Below are 23,903 nucleotides of genomic sequence, written 5' to 3' on the forward strand. Positions count from 1 at the left end.
ACGTAAATAGTCCGGCCGCCGGACTCCCGCGCCGGAAGGCACTTGCTTCACCGGATGAATTTTCCTGTGAAACAAAAACACCCTTGCCGCCTAACCACAAGAGTGTTTAATCTTTACAGTATATTCAGATTCAATACTAACGCGAGAACGAAAAACAGAATCGCTCCGTATCTTGTAAATTTCTCCAGTTTACCTTCCATGGAACGGCCTTTGTTTCTTCCCCAGTAAGTATCCGCCATACCGCCGATGGAACCCAAGCCCTGTGTCTTTCCTTCCTGCAGCAAAATAATTGCAGATAATGCTATACATATGATAACAAATATGATTGATAAAATCGTTCTGATCATGTCCCTTTTCCACCTCCTATAGTCAAACATGGTAATCATATCATATTTTTTCCATAAATACAACTGCATTTTTTGTATTTTTATATTCTTACTTTCATCCACTCTTCGATTCTCAGAAGCTCGTTGTATTTCGATGTCCGCTCCGACCGGCACGGCGCGCCCGCCCTGATCCAGTCTGCGTTTACAGCCGCGGCAAAGTCGGCAGCGTACGGATCCTCCGTCTCACCGTATCCCTGGGACACGGCTAATTTCAGCCCGTTTCTTTTGGCCAGATCCGCCATCTCCATGGCCGCCGTCACGCTCTTCGCTCCGCACATGGAAATGCCTGCTGCGTTTTCCTCCACGCCGTCCCAGTCTGCAAGGCAGGCCCAGTCTCTTTCCCCCGGCTTTAAGCAGCCCGGTTCCCGGTTTTTGTGCTGCCCGATAAATACAGCCCGGTTTCCCAGCATCTTGGTCAGCATGCCCCAGCCGTCCGCATCCGCTTCCGCCAGCCCGTCGAACACGGCGCAGACCGGATATCCGTCCAGCAGACGAATATAGAAACCGATCATATCATTTCTGTCCCGCTCGACCGGTACGCCTGTCATCCGGCTTTCCCCTTTAAACTGATAGAACCCGGTACCTTCATCGAAAAGTGATCCCGCGCCTGCGCCGATGGCCAGACACATATCTTTCCCCGGCTCATAGCCGCACAGCATCATGGCCTCCAAGATAAATTCCAGCGCCTCCTCCGAATTTCTCAAATCCGGTACAAAGCCGCCGTCGTCTCCCACCCCGGTCTGATATCCCGAGATGGTGAGAAGCCGTTTTAATGCCTGGTATACCTCCATGCATTTTTCGGCGCCTTCGCCAAAGGAGGCGGCGCCCACAGGGACTACCATATAGGATTCCAGATCGAGTGAGTTGTTCCTTCCGTATCTCCCGCCGCTGATCATCGTCATCATGGGGACCGGGAGGCGTCCAGGCGCCGTTCCGCCCAGATACCGGTAAAGAGGCATTCCCAGGCCGGCCGCCGCTGCCCTGGAAACCGCCATGGATACCGCAGTTAAGAAACCGCCGCATTTCCTGATTCCGCAGGAAGAAGCGCCCTCCTCCAGCAGCTTGTCAATGCCTCTCTGGTCTGACGCGTCCTCAAACAGTACGCATTCCGACAGTACCTCCATGACCCGGTCCGTGTCTTCGCTGTCCTCGCAGAGCGCTACCATGGCGCGGCCCCGGGCGCCGTTTTCCAGCTCCACTTCCGCCTCCACGGCCGGCAATCCCTCTGAATCCAGCATTCTGCGCCCGGTCACCTCTATAATTTCAAGTCCTTCCGCCATAACGTATTCCTCCTTACAAAACAATCCATTTTCTGTAAGGATGAACACAACTCCGGCACTTTATACCCGTTGATGCAAGAATATACGATCGTTTATGCTCTCAGTTCAATTCCAAGCGCCTGCAGACCATTTAATATTTTATTCATGACCGCGCCGACTTCCTTGTCCTCCAGCGTGTGATCCTTCGCACGGAAGGTGATGGAGTAGGCCACAGACTTAAAGCCTGCGAGGATCTGAGCGCCCTCGTAGATATCGAACAGCTGGTAGCTCTCGAGAAGCTTTCCGCCGCGCTGCTCAATCACGTCTTCGATCTGACCCACCAGCACATCCTTCGGCACCACCATGCTGATATCTCTGGATACAGCCGGATACTTCGCGATGCCTGTATACTTGCGGTCGAATGTGGTGAACGGAATCATAGACGGCATATCGATCACAGCCACATACGTTCTCTCACCGATTTTATAGTTATCCGCCACATCCGGATGAATCTCGCCTAAGTAGCCGACCGTAACTCCGTCGTAGACGATATCGGCCTGTCTGCCCGGATGAAGGAAGCTCTTTTTGTCCTCCGGAGAATAGTGCGGTTTCTTGTGCATACCGGCTTTGTCGAAGAATTCCTCAACCACGCCCTTCATGTCATAGAAATCACCGTCGCCGTACATTCCGAGTGTAAACTGCATCCGCTCGTCAGGCAGTTCTGTCAGCGGAAGAGACTTCGGAAGATAGATATTTGCCAGTTCGTATAAACGGACATTTTTATTTCTGCGGTTGTAGTTTGTTGATAAGGAGTTTAACATACCGTGCAGCGGAGAGGTTCTCATGATGCTGAAATCCTCGCCCAACGGATTTAAGATTCCCACCGTCTTACGAAGCGGGCTGTCCTCCGGAAGCTTCAGTCTGTCAAAAACCTTCGGGCTCTCGAAGGAATACGTCATGCCCTGGGAGAATCCGCAGAACTCCGCAACCTCTCTGGCTACCTCTTCCACACGCAGCTTATACGATAATTTTCCGGTCGTGGCCTCTCCTGACGGAAGCGTTACCGGGATCTTGTCATAGCCGTAATATCTGGCCACTTCTTCTGCCATGTCGGCCATGCAGTTTAAATCCTGACGGAAGGTTGGAACGATAATCTCACGCCTATCGGCGTCATATCCCAGATCCAGCTTCTTAAAGTAGCCCAGCATGGTTTCTTCGGAGACCTCCGTTCCCAGAAGCCGGTTCATCTTCTCCGGCTCAAATGGAATTCTCTTTTCCGTTTTCTTTTCCGGATAGATGTCGATCATGCCGCCGACGACCTCACCGGCGCCCAGCTCCTCAATCAGCTGGCATGCGCGGTTTACCGCGTCCTCGGCGTTGTTGGGATCAAGACCCTTTTCGTATTTTCCGGAAGCGTCGGTACGGAGTCCGACCTTCTTTGCGGAGAGACGGATGTTGGTTCCGTCGAAGCATGCGGATTCAAATACCATGGTCTTCACATCATCGGTGATCTTGGAGTTTTCACCGCCCATGATGCCTGCGATGCCGACTTCCTTTTCCCCGTCGTTGATCATCAGAATCGTGCTGTCCAGCTTTCTCTCCTGACCGTCCAGGGTCTGGAATACGTCGCCGTCCTTTGCACATTTGACAATAATCTCATGGCCTGCCAGCAGGTCATAATCGAATGCGTGCATGGGCTGGCCGTATTCTTCCATTACGTAGTTGGTGATATCCACGATATTGTTGATCGGGCGGATTCCACAGGCGGCCAGACGTCTCTGCATCCAGGACGGTGACGGGGCGAGCCTGATATTTTTCACCATTCTCGCACAGTAACGCGGGCAGAGATGGCTGTCTTCCACGGATACTTTTAAATAGCTGTTGATGTCCTCGCCGTTTCCGGTAGCCGTAACGACCGGAGGATGGAATGGCTTGTCAAAGGTAGCAGCAGCCTCTCTGGCAATGCCGATTACGCTGTAGCAGTCCACACGGTTGGAGGTAATTTCATACTCGAATACGCTGTCACGCAGGCCCAGCACCTCGATTGCATCTGCGCCTTCCTCTGCGTCTGCAGGAAGGATATAGATGCCGCTCTCCGGGGCATCCGGATACATTTCTTTAGAGGAACCCAGTTCCTCGATGGAGCAGAGCATGCCGTTTGATTCAATGCCGCGAAGCTTGCCCTTTTTAATCGCCACGCCGTTCTCCGGAAGAGGGCCGCCGTCATGGCCTCCCGCTACCTTTCCGCCGTCCAAAACCACAGGAACCTTATCGCCTTCCTTAACATTTGGTGCGCCGGTCACGATCTGAATGGTCTCCGCGCCGATATTCACCTGGCAGATGATCAGTTTGTCCGCATCCGGATGGCGTTCGATCCGGTCAATCCTGCCGACTACGATCTTCTCCAGGTTTTTGTCGAGGCGTTCGAAGCCTTCTACTTTCGTTCCGCTTAATGTCATCGCATCTGTATATTCCTGGTCGCTGACATCTAAGTCCGGAACATATGCTTTAATCCATGATAATGGTGTATTCATCTTTTTTCCCTTCCTTTCCCTAGAACTGTCTTAAGAACCGAATGTCATTTTCATATAACAGTCTCATATCATCGATCTCGTACTTCAAAAGTGCGATACGCTCAAGGCCGACACCGAAGGCGAAGCCGGAATACTCGTCCGGGTCAATGCCGCTCATGCGGAGAACGTTGGGATGCACCATGCCGCATCCTAAGATCTCGATCCAGCCGGAGCCCTTACAGAACCGACAGCCGCTGCCGCCGCATTTAAAGCAGGTTACATCCACCTCGGCGCTGGGCTCTGTGAATGGGAAATGATGGGGACGGAACTTTACTTTTGTCTCCGGTCCGAACAGTTCCTTTGCAAAATCTGCCAGCGTTCCCTTTAAATCGGCAAACGTGATGTTCTTGTCGATCACCAGGCCTTCAATCTGATGGAAGGATGGGGAATGGGTCGCATCCACCTCATCGGAACGGAATACGCGTCCCGGGGCGATCATACGGATCGGCAGTTTGCCCTGCTCCATGGTGCGGACCTGTACCGGAGATGTCTGGCTTCTCAAAACGATGGATTCGTTAATATAGAAGGTATCCTGCTCGTCTCTGGCCGGATGGTTCTTCGGAATGTTCAGTTTTTCGAAATTATATAAATCATACTCCACTTCCGGGCCTTCCACCACTTCATAGCCCATGCCGACGAAGATGCGCTCCACTTCTTCCAGCGCGATGGTGTTCGGATGGCTGTGGCCTACATTGTTTCTCTTTGCAGGAAGGGTCACGTCGATGGTCTCTCTTCTTATCTGCTCTTCTCTTGCCTTCTTTGCCAGAGACGCCTTGGCCTCCTCCAGCCTGTTTTCGATGATGGAGCGGGCGTCGTTGACCATCTGGCCTACCTTCGGTCTCTCCTCCGGCGGAACGTCCTTCATGCTCTTCAGCACGCTGGTCAGTTCGCCCTTTTTCCCTAAATAAGCGACCCTGATCTCATTCAGCTTTTCCAGCGCGTCCGACGCTTCGATCTGCTTCAATGCATCTTCCTTGATTTTTTCTAATTGGTCTTTCATCATGCTCTCCTTCTTTTATCATTTTTCTTATACATAGAGTTCGTTAAGCCGGACTCTCGCGCCGGAACGCGGTCGCTTCAGCGGCCATACTTCCTCAGCGCGGAGTGTGCCTCCTGCCCGGAGGGCTTTTTTGTAATAGGAACACCTTCCTATGAATAAAGAGTCCGGCTCGCCGGACTCTCGCGCCGGAGCGCGGTTGCTTTAGCGGCCATACTTCCTCAGCGCGGAGTGTGCCTCCTGCCCGGAGGGCTTTTTTGTAATAGGAACACCTTCCTATGAATAAAGAGTCCGGCTCGCCGGACTCTCGCGCCGGAGCGCGGTTGCTTTAGCGGCCATACTTCCTCAGCGCGGAGTGTGCCTCCTGCCCGGAGGGCTTTTTTGTAATAGGAACACCTTCCTATGAATAAAGAGTCCGGCTCGCCGGACTCTCGCGCCGGAGCGCGGTTGCTTCAGCAACCATACTTCCTCAGCGCGGAGGGCGCCTCCTGCCCGGAGGGCTTTTTTGTAATAGGAACACCTTCCTATTACAAAAAAAGCTCCGCCCCTGGTTAGGGACGAAGCTGAAGTTCGCGGTACCACCCTGATTCCCGCACAGAACGCGCAGGCACTCGGCATACGTAACGTGTATGAACGTCATGACCTACCCGCCGTCTTCATAGGACGGTTTCTGCCATGCTGCTTCAGTGGGAAATTCAAACGCTTATCTGAACTTAAGGGGGCTTACAGCCGGTGACTCCCTCTCTCTGAAAGAAAATAAGGTTCTACTGACACCTTCATTGCATTTATCTGATAAAACTGAATTCATTTTATCCATTGTAGCAGGAAATGTCAAGTGGTTTGCGGATTTTTCGCCTGAATTTTATTCCATACACTGCTCCTTCTATTGAATCAAACACTGATTCTCATCAAATCCATCCGCATACATACTGTCCTTATAAATCTCATCCAGCGTATCAAAGCGGAAGGTTCCCGCCTTCACCTTATAGAACTTCTTCTCCTCCGGAATATAGAACATTCCGCTCTTATCCACGTTTATGGCCGCAATCTGTTCTGTATCCGTCGAAAAATATATCTGGTACGTGGTTGCCTCGTCCAGCTGTCCGTTCGGGACCTCCTCTAAGGAGAAGCCTGTAAATAAGTCGGCCACCGCTTTAATCCTGTCTTTTTCCTCGCTGAAGAACGAATAACACACAGAGCCATAGTATATGGAAACCGCTTCCGACTTCTCCGTATCGATCGGTATGCCGGAAAGCACCTCTCCGTCTGCCGGCACCGCACCTGTAATGGGCTGTGCCTGCCCGGCCCCGCTGCCCGCGGCAGCTGTATCCCCGGAGTTCCCCTTATCCGCCGTGTCGATCTTTTGAAATCCCGCGGCACCGCCCGACGCTTCTGCCGTATCCGTTCCCGCACCGTTCTTTCCTGCATGATCCGCCTCTGACGCAGCAGCCTCTGTTCCACCGACGGCGCTGTCAGCAGCCGTCTCTGATCCGCCGCCGACGCTGCTCACATCCGGTGCTTTCGCTGAAGCACCGCAGGCGGTCACCGTAAGCGCGGCCGCCATGAAAAGTCCGATAAAAGCGGCGTAATGTCCTGTTTTTCTCATTTGTCTCATCACCTGTCCTGTTATATCCGGTCATACAGCGAACTGGCTGTTGTACAGTTCCGCATAGAAACCGTTCTTCTCAAGCAGGCTCTCATGAGTCCCCTGCTCGATAATATGGCCGTCCCGCATGACCAGAATCATGTCTGCTTCCCGTATGGTGGAGAGACGGTGGGCCACGATAAAGCTGGTCCTGCCTTCCATCATCTTGGAAAACGCCTTCTGAATCCGTATCTCAGTTCTCGTATCAATGGAAGACGTGGCCTCGTCAAGAATCAGCATGGGCGGCAGACACAGCATCACGCGCGCAATGCACAGGAGCTGCTTCTGTCCCTGGGACAAATTGCTTCCGTCCTCAGAGATAACCGTGTCGTACCCATCCTTCATTCGTTTGATAAAGCTGTGGGCATGAGCCTCCTTCGCCGCTTTGACCACTTCCTCGTCGGTCGCTTCCGGCCTTCCATATGCGATATTATCACGAATCGTGCCGGATTTCAACCATGTTTCCTGGAGGACCATGCCGTAACTCGTTCTTAAGCTTTTTCTCGTAATCTCCCGCACATCGGTTCCATCCACTTGAATCGAACCGGAATCTACATCGTAGAAACGCATGAGCAGGTTGATGACCGTACTCTTTCCGCATCCGGTCGGCCCCACGATGGCGACACGCTGCCCCGGTTTTACTTCCAGATTCATATTCTCGATCAGCGGTATTTCGGGATCATAAGAGAAATTCACTTCGCTCAGAGACACTTCCCCCTTTACCTCCGTCAGGACGGCTGCATCCGGCGCATCCGGAATCTGTGGTTCCTCATCGATCAGTTCAAAGACGCGGGCCGCCGAGGCCAATGCGTTCTGAAGCTCCGTCACCACGCCGGAAATCTCATTAAACGGCTTCGTATACTGGTTTGCATAGCTTAAAAAGCTGGAGAGCTGCCCCACCGACAAATAGCCGGAAATAGCCGCAAACGCCCCTGCAATTCCCACGCTGGCGTACACCAGGCTGTTGACGAACCGGGTAGCCGGATTGGTAATGGAAGAAAAAAATGTAGCCTTAAGTCCCCACACCCGCAGGCGCTCGTTGATTTCCTCGAACTGGGACTGAGCCTCCGACTCATAGCCAAATGCTAAAACCACCTTCTGGCTGCCAAGCATTTCTTCCACAAGGGAGGTGAGTTCGCCCCTCGTCTGCGATTGTTTCCGGAACATGGTGTAAGTCCGCTTTGCAATAAAGCTTGCCACAAACAGAGAGACCGGGGTAACCAAAATCACGACAACCGCTATGGCCGGATTAATTGTAAACATGAAAATGAGGGTTCCTAAAATCGTAAGGATACCCGTAAACAGCTGCGTAAATCCCATCAAAAGTCCATCGGAAAACTGGTCGATATCGGCAATCAGGCGGCTGATGATATCGCCGTGGGAATGGGAATCGATGTATTTGAGCGGCAGGCTTTCCACCTTTGCAAACGCCCGGACCCGGATATCCTTCACCACACGGTACGTAATGATATTGTTGATATGGCTCATAAGCCACTGTGACACCGCGGTAATCAGGATAATGACGCCAATTTTCATGAGAATTCCGCCCATAACGGCAAAATCCACACTTCCCGGTGCAAGAATGCAGTCAATGGCTTTACCGGTCAAAATCGGCACATAGAGAGTCAGGACCACCGTGATCAATGCACAGGCCAGCGAAGCCAGGACGCCCCATTTATACCGGCCGATGCTGGAGAGAATCCGCCGTATGGTCGTTTTATGCTTTTTCATATTCATCCTACCGCACCTCCTCCTTCGAAAGCTGGGACAGACAGATTTCCCGGTAAATCTCACAGTTTTCAAACAGCTCCTTATGGGTTCCGCACCCCACCATAGCGCCGTCATCCAGGACGACAATCTGATCCGCGTTCCGGATCGTGGTTGCTCGCTGGGATACGATGAAGACAGTCATATCCTGCGTCCTCTCTTTAATGGCCTTCCGAAGCCTGGCATCTGTGGCAAAATCCAGGGCAGACGCACTGTCATCCATGATCAGGATCTCCGGTTTTCTGACCAGAGCCCTGGCAATCGTGAGACGTTGTCTCTGCCCGCCGGACAGATTCTTGCCGCCGGCCTGGATATAGAGCTCCAGTCCCTCGTCCTTTTCTTCCACGAATTCAAGGGCCTGAGCCGTCTTAAGCGCTTCATAGATCTCGTCGTCTGTGGCGTTTTTCTTTCCCCACTGCATGTTCTCCCGCAGTGTCCCGTGGAATAACACCGCCTTCTGCGGAACGACTCCCGTCTTGCCGCGCAGCTGATCCAGCGGATACTCCCTGACATCGTGGCCGTCCACCGATACCCCGCCCTCCGTCGCATCATAGAAACGGGGAATCAGATTGACAAGCGTCGATTTACCCGATCCTGTACCGCCGATGATCCCCACGGTCTGCCCTCTCGTCACGGAAAATGAGATGTTGCTTAAGGCCGGTTCCCTCGCTCCGTCATAGGTAAATGTCATATCTTTAAATTCTACCGCCGGAGCGCCCTCGCCGGCTTCCAGACACGTATGGTTCTTCTCTCTAATCCCCGGCTTCTGCTCGAACACGGCGCTGATCCGGTTCGCGCAGGCCAGCGCTTTGGAAATGGTGATAATGAGATTGGCCAGCTTCACCAGCTCCACCAGAATCTGAGACATGTAGTTCACCAGAGCCACCACCTCGCCCTGAGTGATAATCCCGCGGTTCACTTCCTTCGCTCCGGTCTGTATCAGCACAATAATGCCCAGGTTGATAATCACATAGGTAAGAGGATTTAAAAGGGAGGAAATCTTCCCGACAAACACCTGGATTTTCACCAGCTTACCGTTTTCCTCATCAAACCGGCGGCCTTCATCCTCCTGTCGGTTAAAGGCCCGGATCACGCGGACGCCGCTTAGATTTTCCCTGGCGGTCAGGAGCACGCGGTCCAGCTGCCGCTGTACCTTTTTATAGAGAGGCATGCTGATTAACATGATGCCAAATACAACCACGGACAGCACCGGTATGACAACGACAAAAATCAGAGCCGCCTTCACATCGATGGTAAAGGCCATGGCCATGGCCCCGAACACGATGAAAGGAGACCTCAAAAAGAGGCGTAAAAATAAATTAACCCCTGACTGTACCTGGTTTGCGTCACTCGTCATACGGGTGATTAACGTGGCTGTCCCCGCCTTATCCAGCTCCGCATAGGAGAGGCTGCCGATGTGGGAGAACAGGTCATTTCGCAGCGCCGTACCGAATCCCGCGGCCGCCTTTGCCGCAAAATACTGGGCCGTGATGGAACAGACCAGCCCCACAACTCCAAGAAGCACCAGAATTCCGCCCATTTTTAAGATATAGGGGAGGTCCTGTGTCTTAATTCCGACATCGATTACTTTCGCCATCACGAGAGGCACCATCAGCTCAAAACTGGCCTCCAGAAGCTTAAATAGCGGCCCTAAGAAGCTTTCCAGCCGGTATTCCTTTAAGTATTTCAGGAGTTTTTTCATTTATCCTTCCTCCGGATTCATATGTTTTTAGAATAATTCATTGTAATATTATAGCATTCTGGTATAATATTACAAGTATCTATTGCAGAAAAATAATTATTAAAGAGGTGTATTCCATGGGACAGATGAATTCAAGGCAGCTCTATTATTTTACAGTGATTGCGGAAACGGGCAGTTTTACGGCGGCAGCAAAAAAGCTGGGGCTGTCTCAGCCGCCGCTCAGCAAGCAGATCATGATGCTGGAGGAGGACTTAGGCGTCCGTCTTCTGACCCGCGGGGCAAGGAAGGCCGAGCTTACCGAGGCCGGTTCCTATCTCTATTCCCGGGCTAAGGATATTCTGTCCATGATGGATACGGCCGCTGATGAGCTCCAGAATTTCCCCTCCTCATCGAAGGGAATCTTAAAGCTGGGAACGATCTCCTCCTCCGGCAGCTTTCTGGCGGACAGCATCCTGCCGGGCTTCTGCCGGCTTCATCCCAATGTTCGTTTTGAAATCTCCGAGGGGAACACTTACGAGCTTCTGGAAAAGCTGAAAAACGGCATCATCGAATGCGCTGTGGTTCGAACACCGTTTAATACCGACGGTTTTCACTGTGTCTTCGGATCAGAAGAACCGCTTACGGCAGTCGGAGTTTCCTCCTGGTTTGACGCGATCCCAGGCGGCACAATCCGTCTTACAGACCTGGCCGGAAAGCCTCTCATCTATTATCGGCGCTTTGACGCTATCATATCCATGGCGTTCCAGAATATCGGCGCAGCGCCTAATATCTTCTGCCGCAATGACGACGCCAGGACGTGTCTCCAATGGGCTGGCGCCGGCTTAGGCGTAGCCCTGGTGCCGGAATCCATCAGCAGCATGAGGCCGGCCGAAGGCCTGACAGTCCGGATTATCGATTCTCCGGAAACCGTCACCCGCATGACCGCCATATACAAAAAAAATGGCTATGTTTCAAACATAGCCAAAGAATTTGTAACTTATTTTGAAACACACTCTAATTCTCATTCAGCTTCACAGCCTTCCCAAACACAAAGAATCCGATGAGAAACATCACGGCCAGAATCGCAACACCGCCGTTGCTCTTTCCCGTAATCTGAGCGAATAATCCCATCAGAGCCGTTCCCATGAAAGAAGCGCCCTTTCCGCAGATATCAAAAATACCGAAAAATTCTCCCGATTTCTCAGGCGGAATGATTCTGGCAAAATACGACCGTGACAGCGCCTGGATCGCCCCTTGGAACATGCCGACGCAAACAGCCAGCACCCAGAACTCATACTGCTTATCCAGCTGAATCGCATAAAGCGCAATACAAAGGTATGCAAGAATACACAGGCGGATGAGTTTTTCCGTCCTGTACTTCTTCGCCGCTTTGCCGAACAACAGCGCAAATGGGAACGCTACGATCTGAGTTAAAAGAAGCGCCAGCAAAAGTCCCTGGGAATTGAGCCCCAAAGAGCTTCCATAAGCCGTAGCCATCTCGATAATGGTATAGACCCCGTCAATATAGAAGAAGTATGCAATCATGAAAACAAAGATCTTTTTATGATTCTTCAAATCAAGAAGCGTATGCCCCAGGCGGCGCAGGCTCTCCTTCACCACTCCGCGTCCCGACTCCGCGTTGCCCGTATAGTGAACCTGTTTGTAGTGGCGGAGCAGGGGCACCGTCACCAGGAACCACCACAGGGCGTTGATGATGAGCGCAATCACCATGGCAGTCACCATAGTGATGCCAATCTTTTCATAGAACAGAACAAACACAAGGCTGAACACAAACGGAACACAGCTTCCGATATACCCCCATGCAAACCCATGAGAGGACACCGCGTCCAGACGTTCCGGCGTCGTGATATCCGGAAGCATGGAATCGTAGAACACCAGACTCGCAGAGTAGCCCACCTTTGCAATCACAAATACCACCAAAAATACAATCCAGGATTTTGGTATGGCAAGTGCGGCACATCCCAGAACGCCCACCATCATACAGATCATAAATATCGGTTTCTTATACCCCTTCGTATCGGCTATGGCGCCGCAGACCGGTCCGATAAAGGCCACCAGCAGCGTAGCAATCGAGGCTGCATATCCCCAATAGGCCAGATAATCCACCTCGGAGACGCCCTCCAGTCCCGCCAGATAATTAAAGTAAATGGGCAAAATCGTCGTTGCAAGCAGCACGAATGCGGAATTTCCTACATCGTACAGAATCCAGTCTATCTCCATTTTTGTAAGCTTTTCTTTTTTCTCCTGTCCCATGTAAGGTTTCCTCTCACTTTCTCTGTTTTCACTGCAGAAAATCAAACAGACTCATCTGGCTGTTTTCGTAATTCTTCTTATACCCGTGAATAATGTCCTTCATGCGGTACAGAATCCCGTATTTCTCACACTCTGCCGCGAATATGGCCCAGAGCCGCCTTGCCGCCGGACTCCGGCATTCGTAGCGTTCTCCGTACCGTTTTCTGTATTCCGCTGCCAGATCCCGCTCCGGAAACAGCTGCCCCAGCTTATCATAGTACCACTCCCTCTGATTATCACGGAGCGTCACACCAAAAGCCGCATAAATAAAAGAAGCTCCCGCCTCATGGGCCTTTCTCACGACAGCCGTAATATTTTCCGGACTGTCTTCCAGAAATGGAAGGACCGGCATCAGCAGAATACCGGTAAACAGCCCTCTGGAGCTTAAGTAATCGATCAGTTCAAACCGCTCGGTCGAGGACGGCACGCCGGGTTCGATCTTCCCCGCCAGCTCATCATCCGCAGTCGTCACCGTCACTTTTAAGATTACAGGCGAATGTTCTTTTATGCTCTCCAAAATATCCGCATCCCTTTTTAAAAGAGTGCTTTTCGTGGCAATCCCTGCTCCGAAGCCGAAGGCGTCCACCAGCTCCAGCGCATGTCTGGTCAGCTCCAGCTCCTTTTCAAATGGATTATAGGGATCACTCATGGCTCCGGTGCCTACCACTCCGGTTTTCACCTTCCGCCGCAGATCATCCCGGACAATCCGAAGGGCGTCTTCCTTGGCCCGCACCGTGTCAAACCGTTCGATCCGATAGCAGGAAGACCGGCTGTCGCAGTAGATACAGCCATGGCAGCAGCCTTTATAAATATTCATATTATAATCGATGCCGAACCATTCGGAGCTCTTCGTCTTCGTCACGATGGTTTTCGCCGGTATATATTCCATACGCGCTCCCTTTCTGATTGATTCCATTAGTACCATTCTATCAAATGCAGTACGGTAGGGCAACTTATTTTCGAAAGAATTACTTTGTTTTTCAAAATAATTTTTCTGTTACGAAAAATTATAACCGTGAACTGCAACAACCATGAACCATAACTATTTGAAATTCCGGTGTCTTGCTTGATATTTTTTTGCGGTCATGGTAATATTTTAGTTATATCATTAACAAAAAGGGGATATCATGATTGGATTAATACTGCGAGGCAAACAGATCTACGACAAATTCAGCAAGGATGAAATGACTGTTTACGCGGCTCAGGCGTCTTTTTTTACCATCATCGCGGCATTTCCGTTCATCATGCTGCTGATGGCTATGATCCAGTTGATACCAACGATAACAAAGTCCAACCTGCTGCAGGTAATTACAAGTCTGGTACCGGCCAACCTAAAGAGCCTGGTCTTCGGCGTCGTCGAAAATATCTATACCAACTCTCCCGCTACCGTTTTATCCGTAACGGCAATCGCCGCCATCTGGTCGGCCTCCCGCGGCATGCTGAGCATCGAGCGCGGACTGAACCGGGTATTCGGGAAACAGAAGAAGCGAAATTACGTGGTGACGAGGATGATCTGCGCCGGTTATACCATCATATTCATGCTGATCTGCATTCTGACGCTGGTTTTGCTGGTTCTCGGAAGTTCGATTCAGGGATTCGTCGAACACCATTTTCCGGTCGTTGCAGAGATCACCCACTACGTCATCAGCTTTCGGACCGTGCTCCTGCTGATCCTGACGATCTGCTTCACTTTCCTCTATACGTATGTGCCGGAAAAGAAGCAGCATTTTAAAAAGCAGCTGCCCGGCGCTATTTTCTCCACACTGGGATGGATCGCATTTTCATTTGCATTTTCCATTTATTTTAACAATTTCAGCAATTTCTCTGTTATGTACGGGAGCCTTACGGCTATTGTGTTGCTGATGCTGTGGCTGTATGTGTGTATCTGTATACTGTTTCTTGGAGCGGAAATTAATTATTTTTATTCCGGGGACTGGAAGGAGCAGAAAAAGGCGGGATAACGGTCATGCCAGGTGGCCTGCAAGAGATCGGGGCGCGAAGTGTTTCAGGATTATGGAATTAATGACTTGAGAAATTGAAGATGAGGGATTGAAGCACCATTTTCCCAGATCAAGGATGGTGGAAATTCTTCCCTTTACATGTGGGCAGGCTGATGTACAGCCTGCTCTTCTTATGACTTTAGCCGGTTGAACGCTTAATGCGCAAAATCATGAACACCCGTTTGACAGGTGTTCATGATTTTACTGTTTGGCAGTAACTGTGACGCATTTTTGTTATAGTGTAACAATCTTGATAATCCACAAGGAATCTTCTGCCATACCATCACAGTTCTACTGTATATATGGCTATTTTTCCTCAAAAATAAACAAAACCTCGATTGGTGTTTCCACCTCTCTCGAAATATCGATCGCCAGCTTCAGCGATGGATTGTATCTGCCCGCTTCCAGGCGCATGATAGTTTCCCGTCTTACACCGACTTTTTCAGCCAGTTGTTCCTGGGTCATCTCCTTCATTTGTCTGTACTTCTTAAGGTTGCACGTAAATTCCCCCATGGCTACTCTCCATTTTCAAAACGGTACAGCAGGTATTGTTGAAGAAACAGCGATAAGCCAAATGCAAAACCGATAACAGCAATTAAAAGTTTTAGCATCACATAGGGATTATTGATCCGAAATGCCGACATAGAAAGAAGCGCCACAGCGATAATCAGAGTAAGGGCCACTTTGTTCGCTATGGCACTGGCTCTGTTCTCATTGGCTAAATAACGCTCATCAATCATCGTACCGGACATCTTCCCCTCATAGTAAAAACCGAAAAATCCAAAAAAGCAGAAAAATATCAGCGGAAACGGCACAGGCAAAATACCGTCTTCACGAAAAAGCTGGGGCAGAAAACCCAGAAATCCCGACAACCCCAAAAAACCTAACAGCCCCATCTTCGGACTGATTTTTCTGGTAAATGTGGGTTTTTGACCTGCGGAGTATTTATTATTCATGACAGCCTCCTTATGGTGATATATTTATCTCTTTATAGGATAAATATATCACTTTTTAGTTTTAATTGTCAATACTCCTGCTTTCAAATTCTATTTATTTTTATATTTTAAAAGAATTAAAGAGTACAGCCTGGACTTTTCCAACTCCTAACATCTAACAACTGCATATTCGCAGAACCTTGATAAATAGAAACTTCATCTCTTTTTTCCGTCACATATAACTTTCCTCTAACTTTAATCCTAATTCTTCTTTAATATTAGTATGCTTTTGTCAGCTATTTTCACAATTTAGTTCATATTCATTTTGAATCTTAATCTTTGACAAGTTTTTTCCAGTCACTCTATTATATATCTTTGTAATATCATCATTCAACTTTAATATTTCATGGTCAGATAGCTCATTTACAAGCTTATCAACAGGATACACAATACACATATGAGAATCGTCTTCTACAATCTTTAAAATCGAAAATGTTACTTTATGGTAACGTCTACTAGCCTCATCAATATATACATTAAGAATTAAAGAATATTCTGGTAACGGCTCGTGAACAATATAATCCGCACTAATAGACAGATTAAATCCCCCCAATGAATATGCAACGACAGCTGAATCAATATTATATGCTTTTTGAATCACATGTGGATGGTTACCAACAATAATATCAACGCCCTTTTTTACAAAAAAATCTACTATAAACTTAGAATACTCTCCAGGTTCTTCATTAAACTGCCCCCCGATATGAAGGCATGCGACAACAACATCTGAATGGCTTTTTGCCTTTATAATGTCCTTTTCTATCTGATCCAGATATCGATTAGCTGTATCTTGATCTTGAATTTTATCTGTATATGGTTTGAAATAGGATATGCCAAGACGCAATTTCGTTCTGTTAATCAATCTGCTAATTTTTCTTCTTTGCGAAGCCTTTAAATATCTTGCTACTTTTTTACATATTTTTTTACTATCTTTGGCTGCATCTTTTTGCTCTCTAAGTAGCCCTACATAATAATCTGTATCTTGATTCAATATCACACCCGTGTTCGATTCGTTTGTGCCATATGTATAGGAAAGAATTGCAATTTTGATATCATTAATCAAAACAATCTTACAAGCATCACGACTCTTTTGATCAGTATATGTCCCTGTATGTTCGACTGAATTTGAGTCCAATACTCTAATTGTTCTTTTTAACCCTTCTATCCCTTGATCCAGACAATGATTATTTGCCGTGGTAACAAAATCTATACCTGATGATTTCATGTCTTTTACAAACTGATCAGGGCAGTTATATAATAAATATTCATTTTTGTAATCATTGCTACTACCAGCACAAACATTTTCAAAATTTGCAATCACATAGTCTGAGCTTCGAAAGATACTCTTTACTTCAGAAAACACTGGCGAAAAATCATATGCATCACTCTTGTTCTTTGACGCATTTAGCAATGGGCGATCACAAGTAACATCACCTAAAAAAGAAAGTTTGATACAATTCTCACTATTCACTTATGAGTCCCCCTTTTTACTTGATATAAAATTATGAATCAATTTTCGGTATCTAAATATGACAAACAGCATAATAGCAATATATAAGACAATTACACTATACCGAACAATACTAGCTTGGTACAGCACTAATGCGAGTGGTATGCTTGCTAAAGAAAGCCCTAAACCTCCAAATATTACTTTTCTATTAAAAATATGCCTATATCCTAACCGACTTATCACGATATAATGAAGCAAAAACAACACTGCATAACCAGCAAGCGTCGTATACCCTGCAGCACAATACCCCCATATAGGAATAAAGATAAAATTTAAAATAATATTAAGTACCGCTGCAATAGTTGTTCCAATTGCAACCATTCGCATCTTTTTTTCATAAAATTCCACCTGCACATACATTGTATATGCAAATTGAAATACACAGCCAATTATTAATGGTGGCAATACTGAAACTCCTTCTATATACCTTTTACCGCCTAAAGTCAACACGACTTCTGGTGCCAACAATATAATCCCTAAAATAAGGGCCAGGAATACGCCAAAATATATTGTTGAAACTTTAGCAATACTTTTTTGTTCATTCCCCTTCATTGAGTCCAAAAACCATGGAGCCCAAGCCTTATTCATAGAATCAATTAAAATAGCCACAATACTTGCAACTATGTGAGCAATACTATACAGAGCTGTATATTCTGCTCCCAGTAATTTCGTAATCATAATTCTATCAGACGACCCCAGAAGCGTCATCGACAAAAGGTGCGGAACTAAAGGTAAGCTAAGTAAAAGTCCATATTTATAATACTCGAAGCATATTTTTTTCCCTTTACGGGCAATTAGAACATATAACACCGCCCCAATAAAAACATACGGTATATATTGCCCATATACCCTGGCATCTAATTTATTGTGAAGAGTAAGTACTAAAATAACAGACAACGCACTGGAGGCTATAATACCAATCCCTGTAATTATAGAAAATGCTTTATACTTATAATGGGCTCTTTCATTTGTGATAAAAACATAATATCCTTGTACAAACAAAATGTATATAAAAATGATATAAAAATATTTTTCTTCTATACCCATTAAATTAGAAATGGAAGTTCTAAATATCATAAAGACTATAAACATACCAACAGTAATAATAGACTCTAGCGTCAGCATGGAAAATGCATAGCGATTCAAATCATCTTCGTAATCTAATTTAGCTCTTATAATAGATGTGTATAGATCACAAGATGCTAAGATTAATAGTATAGTGATCCAACTAGAAATATTGTTGAATTCTCCATACTCTGCTTTAGTAAGAATACGTGCAAAAATAGGTGTCGTAATAAATGCAACTGCACGAAATGCAAAATTGCTTATTGTATACCACAAACCAGATTTTAGCACTATTTTAGGTGATACCTTATCTTTGCCCATAAACACACCTTCTTGCATCATTTTAATAAATATTTTTATGACATCCTAGTTGATTTACCTTTAAGTTTTCTTTCCTTAGTATAACTGGCAAATATTCCAAGCATTGCCCAAAACGACGGGACAAACCAATAAGACATTGAAAAGAAAAGCTGACAACTGACTGAAAAAAATATAATAAATAATAATTTCCATTCTCTATCTTTATTAACGACCATAATCTTATACGAAAAAAATAGAATAAGAACTATAACGATTGCCGCAATAATAAGTCCAAAATTTGATGCCAACTCCAAAAAGATGTTATGGCAGTAACCAGCGTTATGGTACTGAACAATAACTGGCCTATCTCCAAACAATCCTGCTCCGAAGAATTTGTGTTCTTTAATAATCCCCCATGCCGCATCGTAGATCAGATCTCTTCCAGTTCCATCTGTTATTGTTCCAGCGGCCAATTTAGTTAGTGTTCTTGATGAGATTCCCATTTTACTTCCAAAAGACGCTATTGACAATATGATATTATCGAACCCAACAAACACAACGGTAATCATCCCCATAACCACTATAGAAAGATATTTTACTAAATTAAGTGTTGTTGTGTAACAATACATAATTAATGCTATGAACATCAATATAACAACAATTGCCCCCCTACTACCAGCCATAAGCATGGCAAGTAGTAAAATTGCTGCTGGTATATAATAGATTTTTTTCTTTTCTTTTATAGCCCAAGTAATAAATATTACTATCGGAAATGTAACACTATAACCATATGACAAATTATATGTATATTTAGAAATCTCACCAATCGAGTTATAATCAAGCCAATAACCAACTCTTAAAAAATCAATAAATTCGTAGATATAAAATATAAACTCTATCCAAGCAACGTATTTTAAACCTTTCCAAATACTTTGAGAAGATCTCATACACCGAATCATTAAAAAAGCATAAATCGCTCTATCTGGCCGTAGAACCCTCGTTGTAAAACCATATACTGGACGTGTAAGATAAAACCTGTAATCAGGATGTAACATGTATGTAAATGCAAACAAAACTAGTATTATAATAAAAAAGCAGACGCAGTCATAAAGTTTTCTCGATCTTTTCAATAATGACAAAATGAGGAAAGAATAAATAACTAAATTTATAAAAACAATTCCAAGGCCGCCAAAGCCAATATGCCCAAAAATTTTTATAGAAAACGCTCTGAAAAAATCAACGCTGAAATATATTACAAAAGCTATCATTGCCAGACTATCGGCATTAAGTCTAATTATCCACTTGCCTTTCTCCTGCATCTATACTATCCTCACAATACATTATTCCACTAAAATTCATGATTTAATTAAAATTTCTATTTCGTTTCTTATTCCTCTTTGCCATGTCCCTTGAGGCCCTATCAATTCTGTTAAAGAGTTTCCTTCAATTAATACCCAGCCATAATCGGTATATGCCAGATCCCAACCAATTAAACGAACTTTAGGTATTTGTTTTGACATTTCTCTACACATTTTAAGCATTTCATTCCAATCGGGAATCTGAAATCCTTGGAATACGATACCTGAATCAGGATGTTGGAGATACCTATGACCATACTCATCTACACCAAGGGTCTCTAACTTGCCTGAATCACAATTTATTCCAACCAAGATTCCTCCTGAGGCACCATTATCTATAAACGAACCTTTTCGTCCTACCTTCAAAAAACAATAGGGAATTTTTATTTTACCATTTATATTTAGAGTAATGCATCTAATTGTGTTTACACTCGAAGAATTGAAAGCGCCTATCCTCGTATTTTGACTAACGATTTCCTCCAATATAGTTTTTCCTTCAGCCAAAAAATTGTCGAATAAAGAACGAGTTGTTTTTTTCAACTCTTCAATATCAATCATTTCAACACTACGACCACATGATTCCTTCACATTCTTTTTGACAAATCTATGATGCCTATTACAAAACTCATCAAAAATGCTATAATCATTTACACTGCATATTGAAATTGCCTCTCTACGATAGTAATTTTTAAATTTTTCATAGGTTTTCATTTTATCAGAAAAAATCATCATAGCGTCAACATCATTAAGTTTAAGTCCTAAACAAACGCTCTCTCTATCTGATATAAATTCTCTTCTCTCTTTTTGTGTCTTATCTACAAATCCATAACATAAATACTCGTTAACTGAATATCCGTATGCAATATAGCAATAAATAATATCTAATTTTAACTTTTCTTTATCAATCGAATTTTCATTTATTATCTCTGATTGAATAAATGCCTTATTGATCTCTTTATATAAAGCTTTCTTTAAAATCGGAAAGTTGTTTAAGTGTTCTGCAATTTTCGTTTCGATCTGCTCAGGATGTTTTTCTAATTGTCCAACAGTTTTAGCTGAAAGCATATTTCTCAAAGCATATCTTTTTCCTTTAACCTTTCTTATTTTTTTTATAAAATACATTGATTTTATATTATCGACAACCTGCATTTAATTTTCACCTCTAATCCTAAAACAACTTTTTAGTTAAAAATATGTGTGTTTTTATACTTTGTGAATTTTATCGAATTTTTCCCACATTTCATTTTCACATTCTATTGAGATCTCCTGTCTCATATTATCTGCCGCATTTATCACAGTAAACTGTTTTCGCTTTGAGACAAATTCTTCGAATGAACCAATTACTCTTGCCGGTACACCACCCACTACAGAATTAGGAGGTACATCTTTATTAACCAATGCACCAGCTGCAATAATGACATTGTCACCCACTTTAACATCATACAATATTTTTGCACCTGATCCGATAAATACATTATTTCCAATATCAATACATCCGATCTTCTCTATATATTTAGTTTTATCGTTAAGTCCGTTGAGCATATAGTGAGTAACATCATGGGTAATTAGCTCCACTCCAGAGGCCATCCATACATTATTTCCAATACTGATCAGCTTGGAGTATAATGGAATTTTTCGTGTTGTAATCATAACCCTTACACCTATAGAATGAAAAATTCCTTTTTTCCTCATATATGCAGCTCTCTTCATGGAAGATTTAATAAAATAGAGCTTTAATGTCATTAAATAACGATTGGTCATTTATGCTATCTCCATTCTTATTTCTCACAGTCCTTCAGAATTTTATCTATATTATCCAGTCCAAGCCCCTCCGGTGTCCTTCCTTCTGCGCGAAGATCCCGTCCCAATGCCGCACCTGCAATTTCAATTAATCCGCTGACAATCGGAGTGGACACACCAAGAGACTTTCCTAGCGCTTCCAGCATAACAAGTCCCTGAGGAACATCTTCTGAGATATAGCGGGAATCCACTTTTGTTGGTCCTTTTGCACGGGTATCCATCTCCGCATAATTTAGGAAAACCTCTTTTGCATCTATACTATCATCCAGTGAATTCCGATATTTACATGCTTCCACATAACTTATTCTGGAAAATCCAAGTTTTTCAAGAACATTCATCTTTTCTGCATCAAGCGCTTCAAGAATCTTCCAGGTAGAAGGGTTATCTCTTGTATAAGCCTCATGATACATACAGAAATCACCATGGGATTTTTCAATTCGAGGAATACTCATAACCGAACCGACCGTATGCACGACAAGATTAGGATTATGGAGAGCAGCTTCCACAACAGAATCTAAATATACAAATCGTTCTCCTAATTGATCCAGTTTCTTAATTGCTTCTTCTCTTCTTGCCACCGGATAAATTCCAATAGGATTCCTTACATTACGGAATCCAACACGGAAGTATCCCGGCTCCATTATTCTACCATCAATAAAAGAACTCTCAGCCTCGGCAATGATGAGATTTTTATCAGCACAATGCTTAAGGACGTAAGCAGTTGATAAATACCCTGGATTGATCAGGAGAATCTGATCATCATGCAGATACGGAGCAATCCGCTCAATCAACTGTTCGTGGAAATTTGTCTGGATATAGATAATAATAATTTCCGCGCCTTCAATGTCTGACACATTTCTGCTTACTTTATGTATATTTGCTGACTTAATATCTCCAAATTCATTCAGCGTCATTTTCCCTTCATTCTTCTGCAGAAATTCAAAATTATCATCATGCATAGCATGAGATGTTTTGATTAGTATTACCTCATGCCCTTTTAGAGTCAGGTCTGCCGCAACCGCACACCCTGCATTTCCTGCTCCCAACATAGCAATCTTCATATTATTTCCTCCTCATTCTGATTTAAGTTATATGTGATAAGCCTCTGGCATTATCTATGAATTAAAAAATCACCACAGCCAAAGATTAATTCTGTGCGTTTGAGAGAGATCTCGTAATAAAAAACTCTTCTAATACTTTTTCAGTTAAATCTCCAAAAGTCGGCCCGCAACTTATCTGGTTGGATCCCGGGCAAACATTAAATTCAATAAAAACCGGATCGCCCTCCAAATCAACGGAAAAATCCCATCCGATCAGTTTAAAATGAGCCAGTTTTTTATGAGATTGCATAATTGTTTCAATCACTTTATCAAAATACGGAATTCTAACATCCTTAAATTTTATTCCGGTACTATTTTCTTCTACCCACTCCGCCTTACGATTAACCGCCTTGTCATTCAGTTGACCATCCATTTTAACAGGACAGGCAAAACCACCTGCACCTACATTATCGACCTTTGCATTTGTTGCACCAATCCGAAGAATACTGGACAAGAAATGTACTTCACCTTCAAAAAAGAAAGATACGACCCGAATTGTATTTAAAGAGGAAGGATTCAGCCTGGAAAGTACGGGGTGTTGCTTTACAGAGGCTTGCATAATAAAGTTTGCCTCCATATCCTTAAAAGCCTTTTCTATATCTCTCTCAGTAACTTTATCCGGAGCAAAAAACTCGATGAGTCGTCCCTCGCCACTATCTATGGAAGGCTTGATCAAGAACTCTTCTTTATAATCAAGACACAAGTCAACGGCCTGCTTAACAGTGATCAAATTCATCTCCGCATCATAAAACACCCCTGCTATATTTTTACAGATCGTCTGTGGCCGTTTAATGTCGGCAAACCATATATCGTGATAACACTTGTCTTCTCCAAACCGTCTGAACTGTGAGTTGCTAAAATAAGGGATCATATCACCATAATACAGATCATCTGGTATGTATCTTGGATCAATTTCCTGTTCACGATCACAAAAAATCTGATACCAGTATTTGGCAGGCTTGTAACCATATTTTTTCCAATAAGGGATAATAACTTCCTCATATGCCTTATCGCAATTAAATCCACCATCCATCCTTTTGAGACGAATTTTTGCATTTTTCTGATATTTTCGTTTCCGAAAAACAGACTCCACTTTAAGATTCAGGTTGTCCCACTTTTTTCTAAATCCACTTCTCATGATTTTGATCACTCCA

Annotated in this window: 20 protein-coding genes and 1 other annotated feature; of the genes, 2 read left to right on the plus strand and 18 right to left on the minus strand. The window is 45.0% G+C overall.

The window, feature by feature from the left end:
* Positions 1-113 precede the first annotated feature (113 nt).
* From secG to H8S80_RS16830, 7 genes are all read right to left on the minus strand, one after another.
* A complete protein-coding gene (gene secG / locus H8S80_RS16800; protein ID WP_002603794.1) occupies positions 114-347 on the minus strand; it encodes a preprotein translocase subunit SecG in 234 nt (77 codons plus the stop codon).
* An 80-nt stretch (positions 348-427) separates the two neighbouring features.
* Positions 428-1,666 (minus strand): phosphopyruvate hydratase family protein, encoded by a 1,239-nt coding sequence (locus H8S80_RS16805; protein WP_117632559.1) that lies wholly within the window; start codon positions 1,664-1,666, stop codon positions 428-430.
* 92 nt (positions 1,667-1,758) lie between these two features.
* Complete coding sequence (pheT, locus tag H8S80_RS16810) at positions 1,759-4,179, minus strand: phenylalanine--tRNA ligase subunit beta (RefSeq protein WP_002603792.1); 2,421 nt, start codon at positions 4,177-4,179, stop codon at positions 1,759-1,761.
* A 19-nt stretch (positions 4,180-4,198) separates the two neighbouring features.
* A complete protein-coding gene (gene pheS, locus H8S80_RS16815) occupies positions 4,199-5,218 on the minus strand; it encodes a phenylalanine--tRNA ligase subunit alpha (RefSeq protein WP_002603791.1) in 1,020 nt (339 codons plus the stop codon).
* A 547-nt stretch (positions 5,219-5,765) separates the two neighbouring features.
* Positions 5,766-6,004, minus strand: a binding site (T-box leader).
* A 94-nt stretch (positions 6,005-6,098) separates the two neighbouring features.
* Positions 6,099-6,821 carry a subtilase-type protease inhibitor gene (locus tag H8S80_RS16820; protein ID WP_025531706.1) on the minus strand — a complete coding sequence of 241 codons (723 nt, stop codon included), beginning with the start codon at positions 6,819-6,821 and terminating at the stop codon, positions 6,099-6,101.
* Positions 6,822-6,851: 30 nt separating this feature from the next.
* Entirely contained in the window at positions 6,852-8,597 is a 1,746-nt protein-coding gene (locus tag H8S80_RS16825) for an ABC transporter ATP-binding protein (RefSeq protein WP_002603789.1), read from the minus strand.
* Between the two features lies 1 nt (position 8,598).
* Complete coding sequence (locus tag H8S80_RS16830) at positions 8,599-10,329, minus strand: ABC transporter ATP-binding protein (protein WP_117632558.1); 1,731 nt, start codon at positions 10,327-10,329, stop codon at positions 8,599-8,601.
* Between the two features lie 116 nt (positions 10,330-10,445).
* Between H8S80_RS16830 and H8S80_RS16835 the strand changes: the two genes are divergently transcribed.
* A complete protein-coding gene (locus tag H8S80_RS16835) occupies positions 10,446-11,372 on the plus strand; it encodes a LysR family transcriptional regulator (protein WP_117502606.1) in 927 nt (308 codons plus the stop codon).
* Here the strand turns inward: H8S80_RS16835 and H8S80_RS16840 are convergent.
* Entirely contained in the window at positions 11,323-12,582 is a 1,260-nt protein-coding gene (locus H8S80_RS16840) for an MFS transporter (RefSeq protein WP_029467678.1), read from the minus strand. The two genes, H8S80_RS16835 and H8S80_RS16840, sit on opposite strands and share 50 nt — an antisense overlap.
* 28 nt (positions 12,583-12,610) lie before the next feature.
* On the minus strand, positions 12,611-13,510 hold the full coding sequence (locus H8S80_RS16845) for an SPL family radical SAM protein (RefSeq protein WP_117632557.1): 900 nt from the start codon (positions 13,508-13,510) through the stop codon (positions 12,611-12,613).
* Between the two features lie 238 nt (positions 13,511-13,748).
* On the opposite strand from H8S80_RS16845, the gene H8S80_RS16850 reads away from it, so the two are divergent.
* Positions 13,749-14,582, plus strand: a complete 834-nt coding sequence (locus H8S80_RS16850) for a YihY/virulence factor BrkB family protein (RefSeq protein ID WP_002603784.1) — start codon at positions 13,749-13,751, stop codon at positions 14,580-14,582.
* 345 nt (positions 14,583-14,927) lie between these two features.
* Here the strand turns inward: H8S80_RS16850 and H8S80_RS16855 are convergent, their stop codons facing one another.
* The 9 genes from H8S80_RS16855 to H8S80_RS16895 all read right to left on the minus strand — a co-directional run bounded on the left by H8S80_RS16855 (position 14,928) and on the right by H8S80_RS16895 (position 23,887).
* Positions 14,928-15,134: a helix-turn-helix transcriptional regulator gene (locus H8S80_RS16855; protein ID WP_055652964.1), complete on the minus strand. Its 207-nt coding sequence runs from the start codon at positions 15,132-15,134 to the stop codon at positions 14,928-14,930.
* Positions 15,135-15,136: 2 nt separating this feature from the next.
* Positions 15,137-15,577: a DUF3796 domain-containing protein gene (locus tag H8S80_RS16860; protein WP_117632556.1), complete on the minus strand. Its 441-nt coding sequence runs from the start codon at positions 15,575-15,577 to the stop codon at positions 15,137-15,139.
* A 271-nt stretch (positions 15,578-15,848) separates the two neighbouring features.
* Positions 15,849-17,087: a CapA family protein gene (locus H8S80_RS16865; RefSeq protein WP_207662643.1), complete on the minus strand. Its 1,239-nt coding sequence runs from the start codon at positions 17,085-17,087 to the stop codon at positions 15,849-15,851.
* Positions 17,088-18,512, minus strand: a complete 1,425-nt coding sequence (locus H8S80_RS16870; RefSeq protein WP_181987986.1) for an oligosaccharide flippase family protein — start codon at positions 18,510-18,512, stop codon at positions 17,088-17,090. It abuts the gene before it with no gap.
* 35 nt (positions 18,513-18,547) lie between these two features.
* A complete protein-coding gene (locus H8S80_RS16875) occupies positions 18,548-19,810 on the minus strand; it encodes an O-antigen ligase family protein (protein ID WP_117632554.1) in 1,263 nt (420 codons plus the stop codon).
* Between the two features lie 36 nt (positions 19,811-19,846).
* Positions 19,847-20,998: a sugar-transfer associated ATP-grasp domain-containing protein gene (locus H8S80_RS16880; RefSeq protein ID WP_118033191.1), complete on the minus strand. Its 1,152-nt coding sequence runs from the start codon at positions 20,996-20,998 to the stop codon at positions 19,847-19,849.
* Positions 20,999-21,052: 54 nt separating this feature from the next.
* Positions 21,053-21,610 (minus strand): acyltransferase, encoded by a 558-nt coding sequence (locus H8S80_RS16885; protein WP_207662642.1) that lies wholly within the window; start codon positions 21,608-21,610, stop codon positions 21,053-21,055.
* Between the two features lie 17 nt (positions 21,611-21,627).
* On the minus strand, positions 21,628-22,710 hold the full coding sequence (locus H8S80_RS16890) for an NAD/NADP-dependent octopine/nopaline dehydrogenase family protein (RefSeq protein WP_117632552.1): 1,083 nt from the start codon (positions 22,708-22,710) through the stop codon (positions 21,628-21,630).
* Positions 22,711-22,795: 85 nt separating this feature from the next.
* The gene (locus H8S80_RS16895) at positions 22,796-23,887 is read right to left on the minus strand and encodes a sugar-transfer associated ATP-grasp domain-containing protein (protein WP_117632551.1); all 1,092 of its coding nucleotides are present in this window, start codon (positions 23,885-23,887) and stop codon (positions 22,796-22,798) included.
* Between the last annotated feature and the right edge of the window lie 16 nt (positions 23,888-23,903).

This window comes from Hungatella sp. L36 (assembly GCF_014288035.1).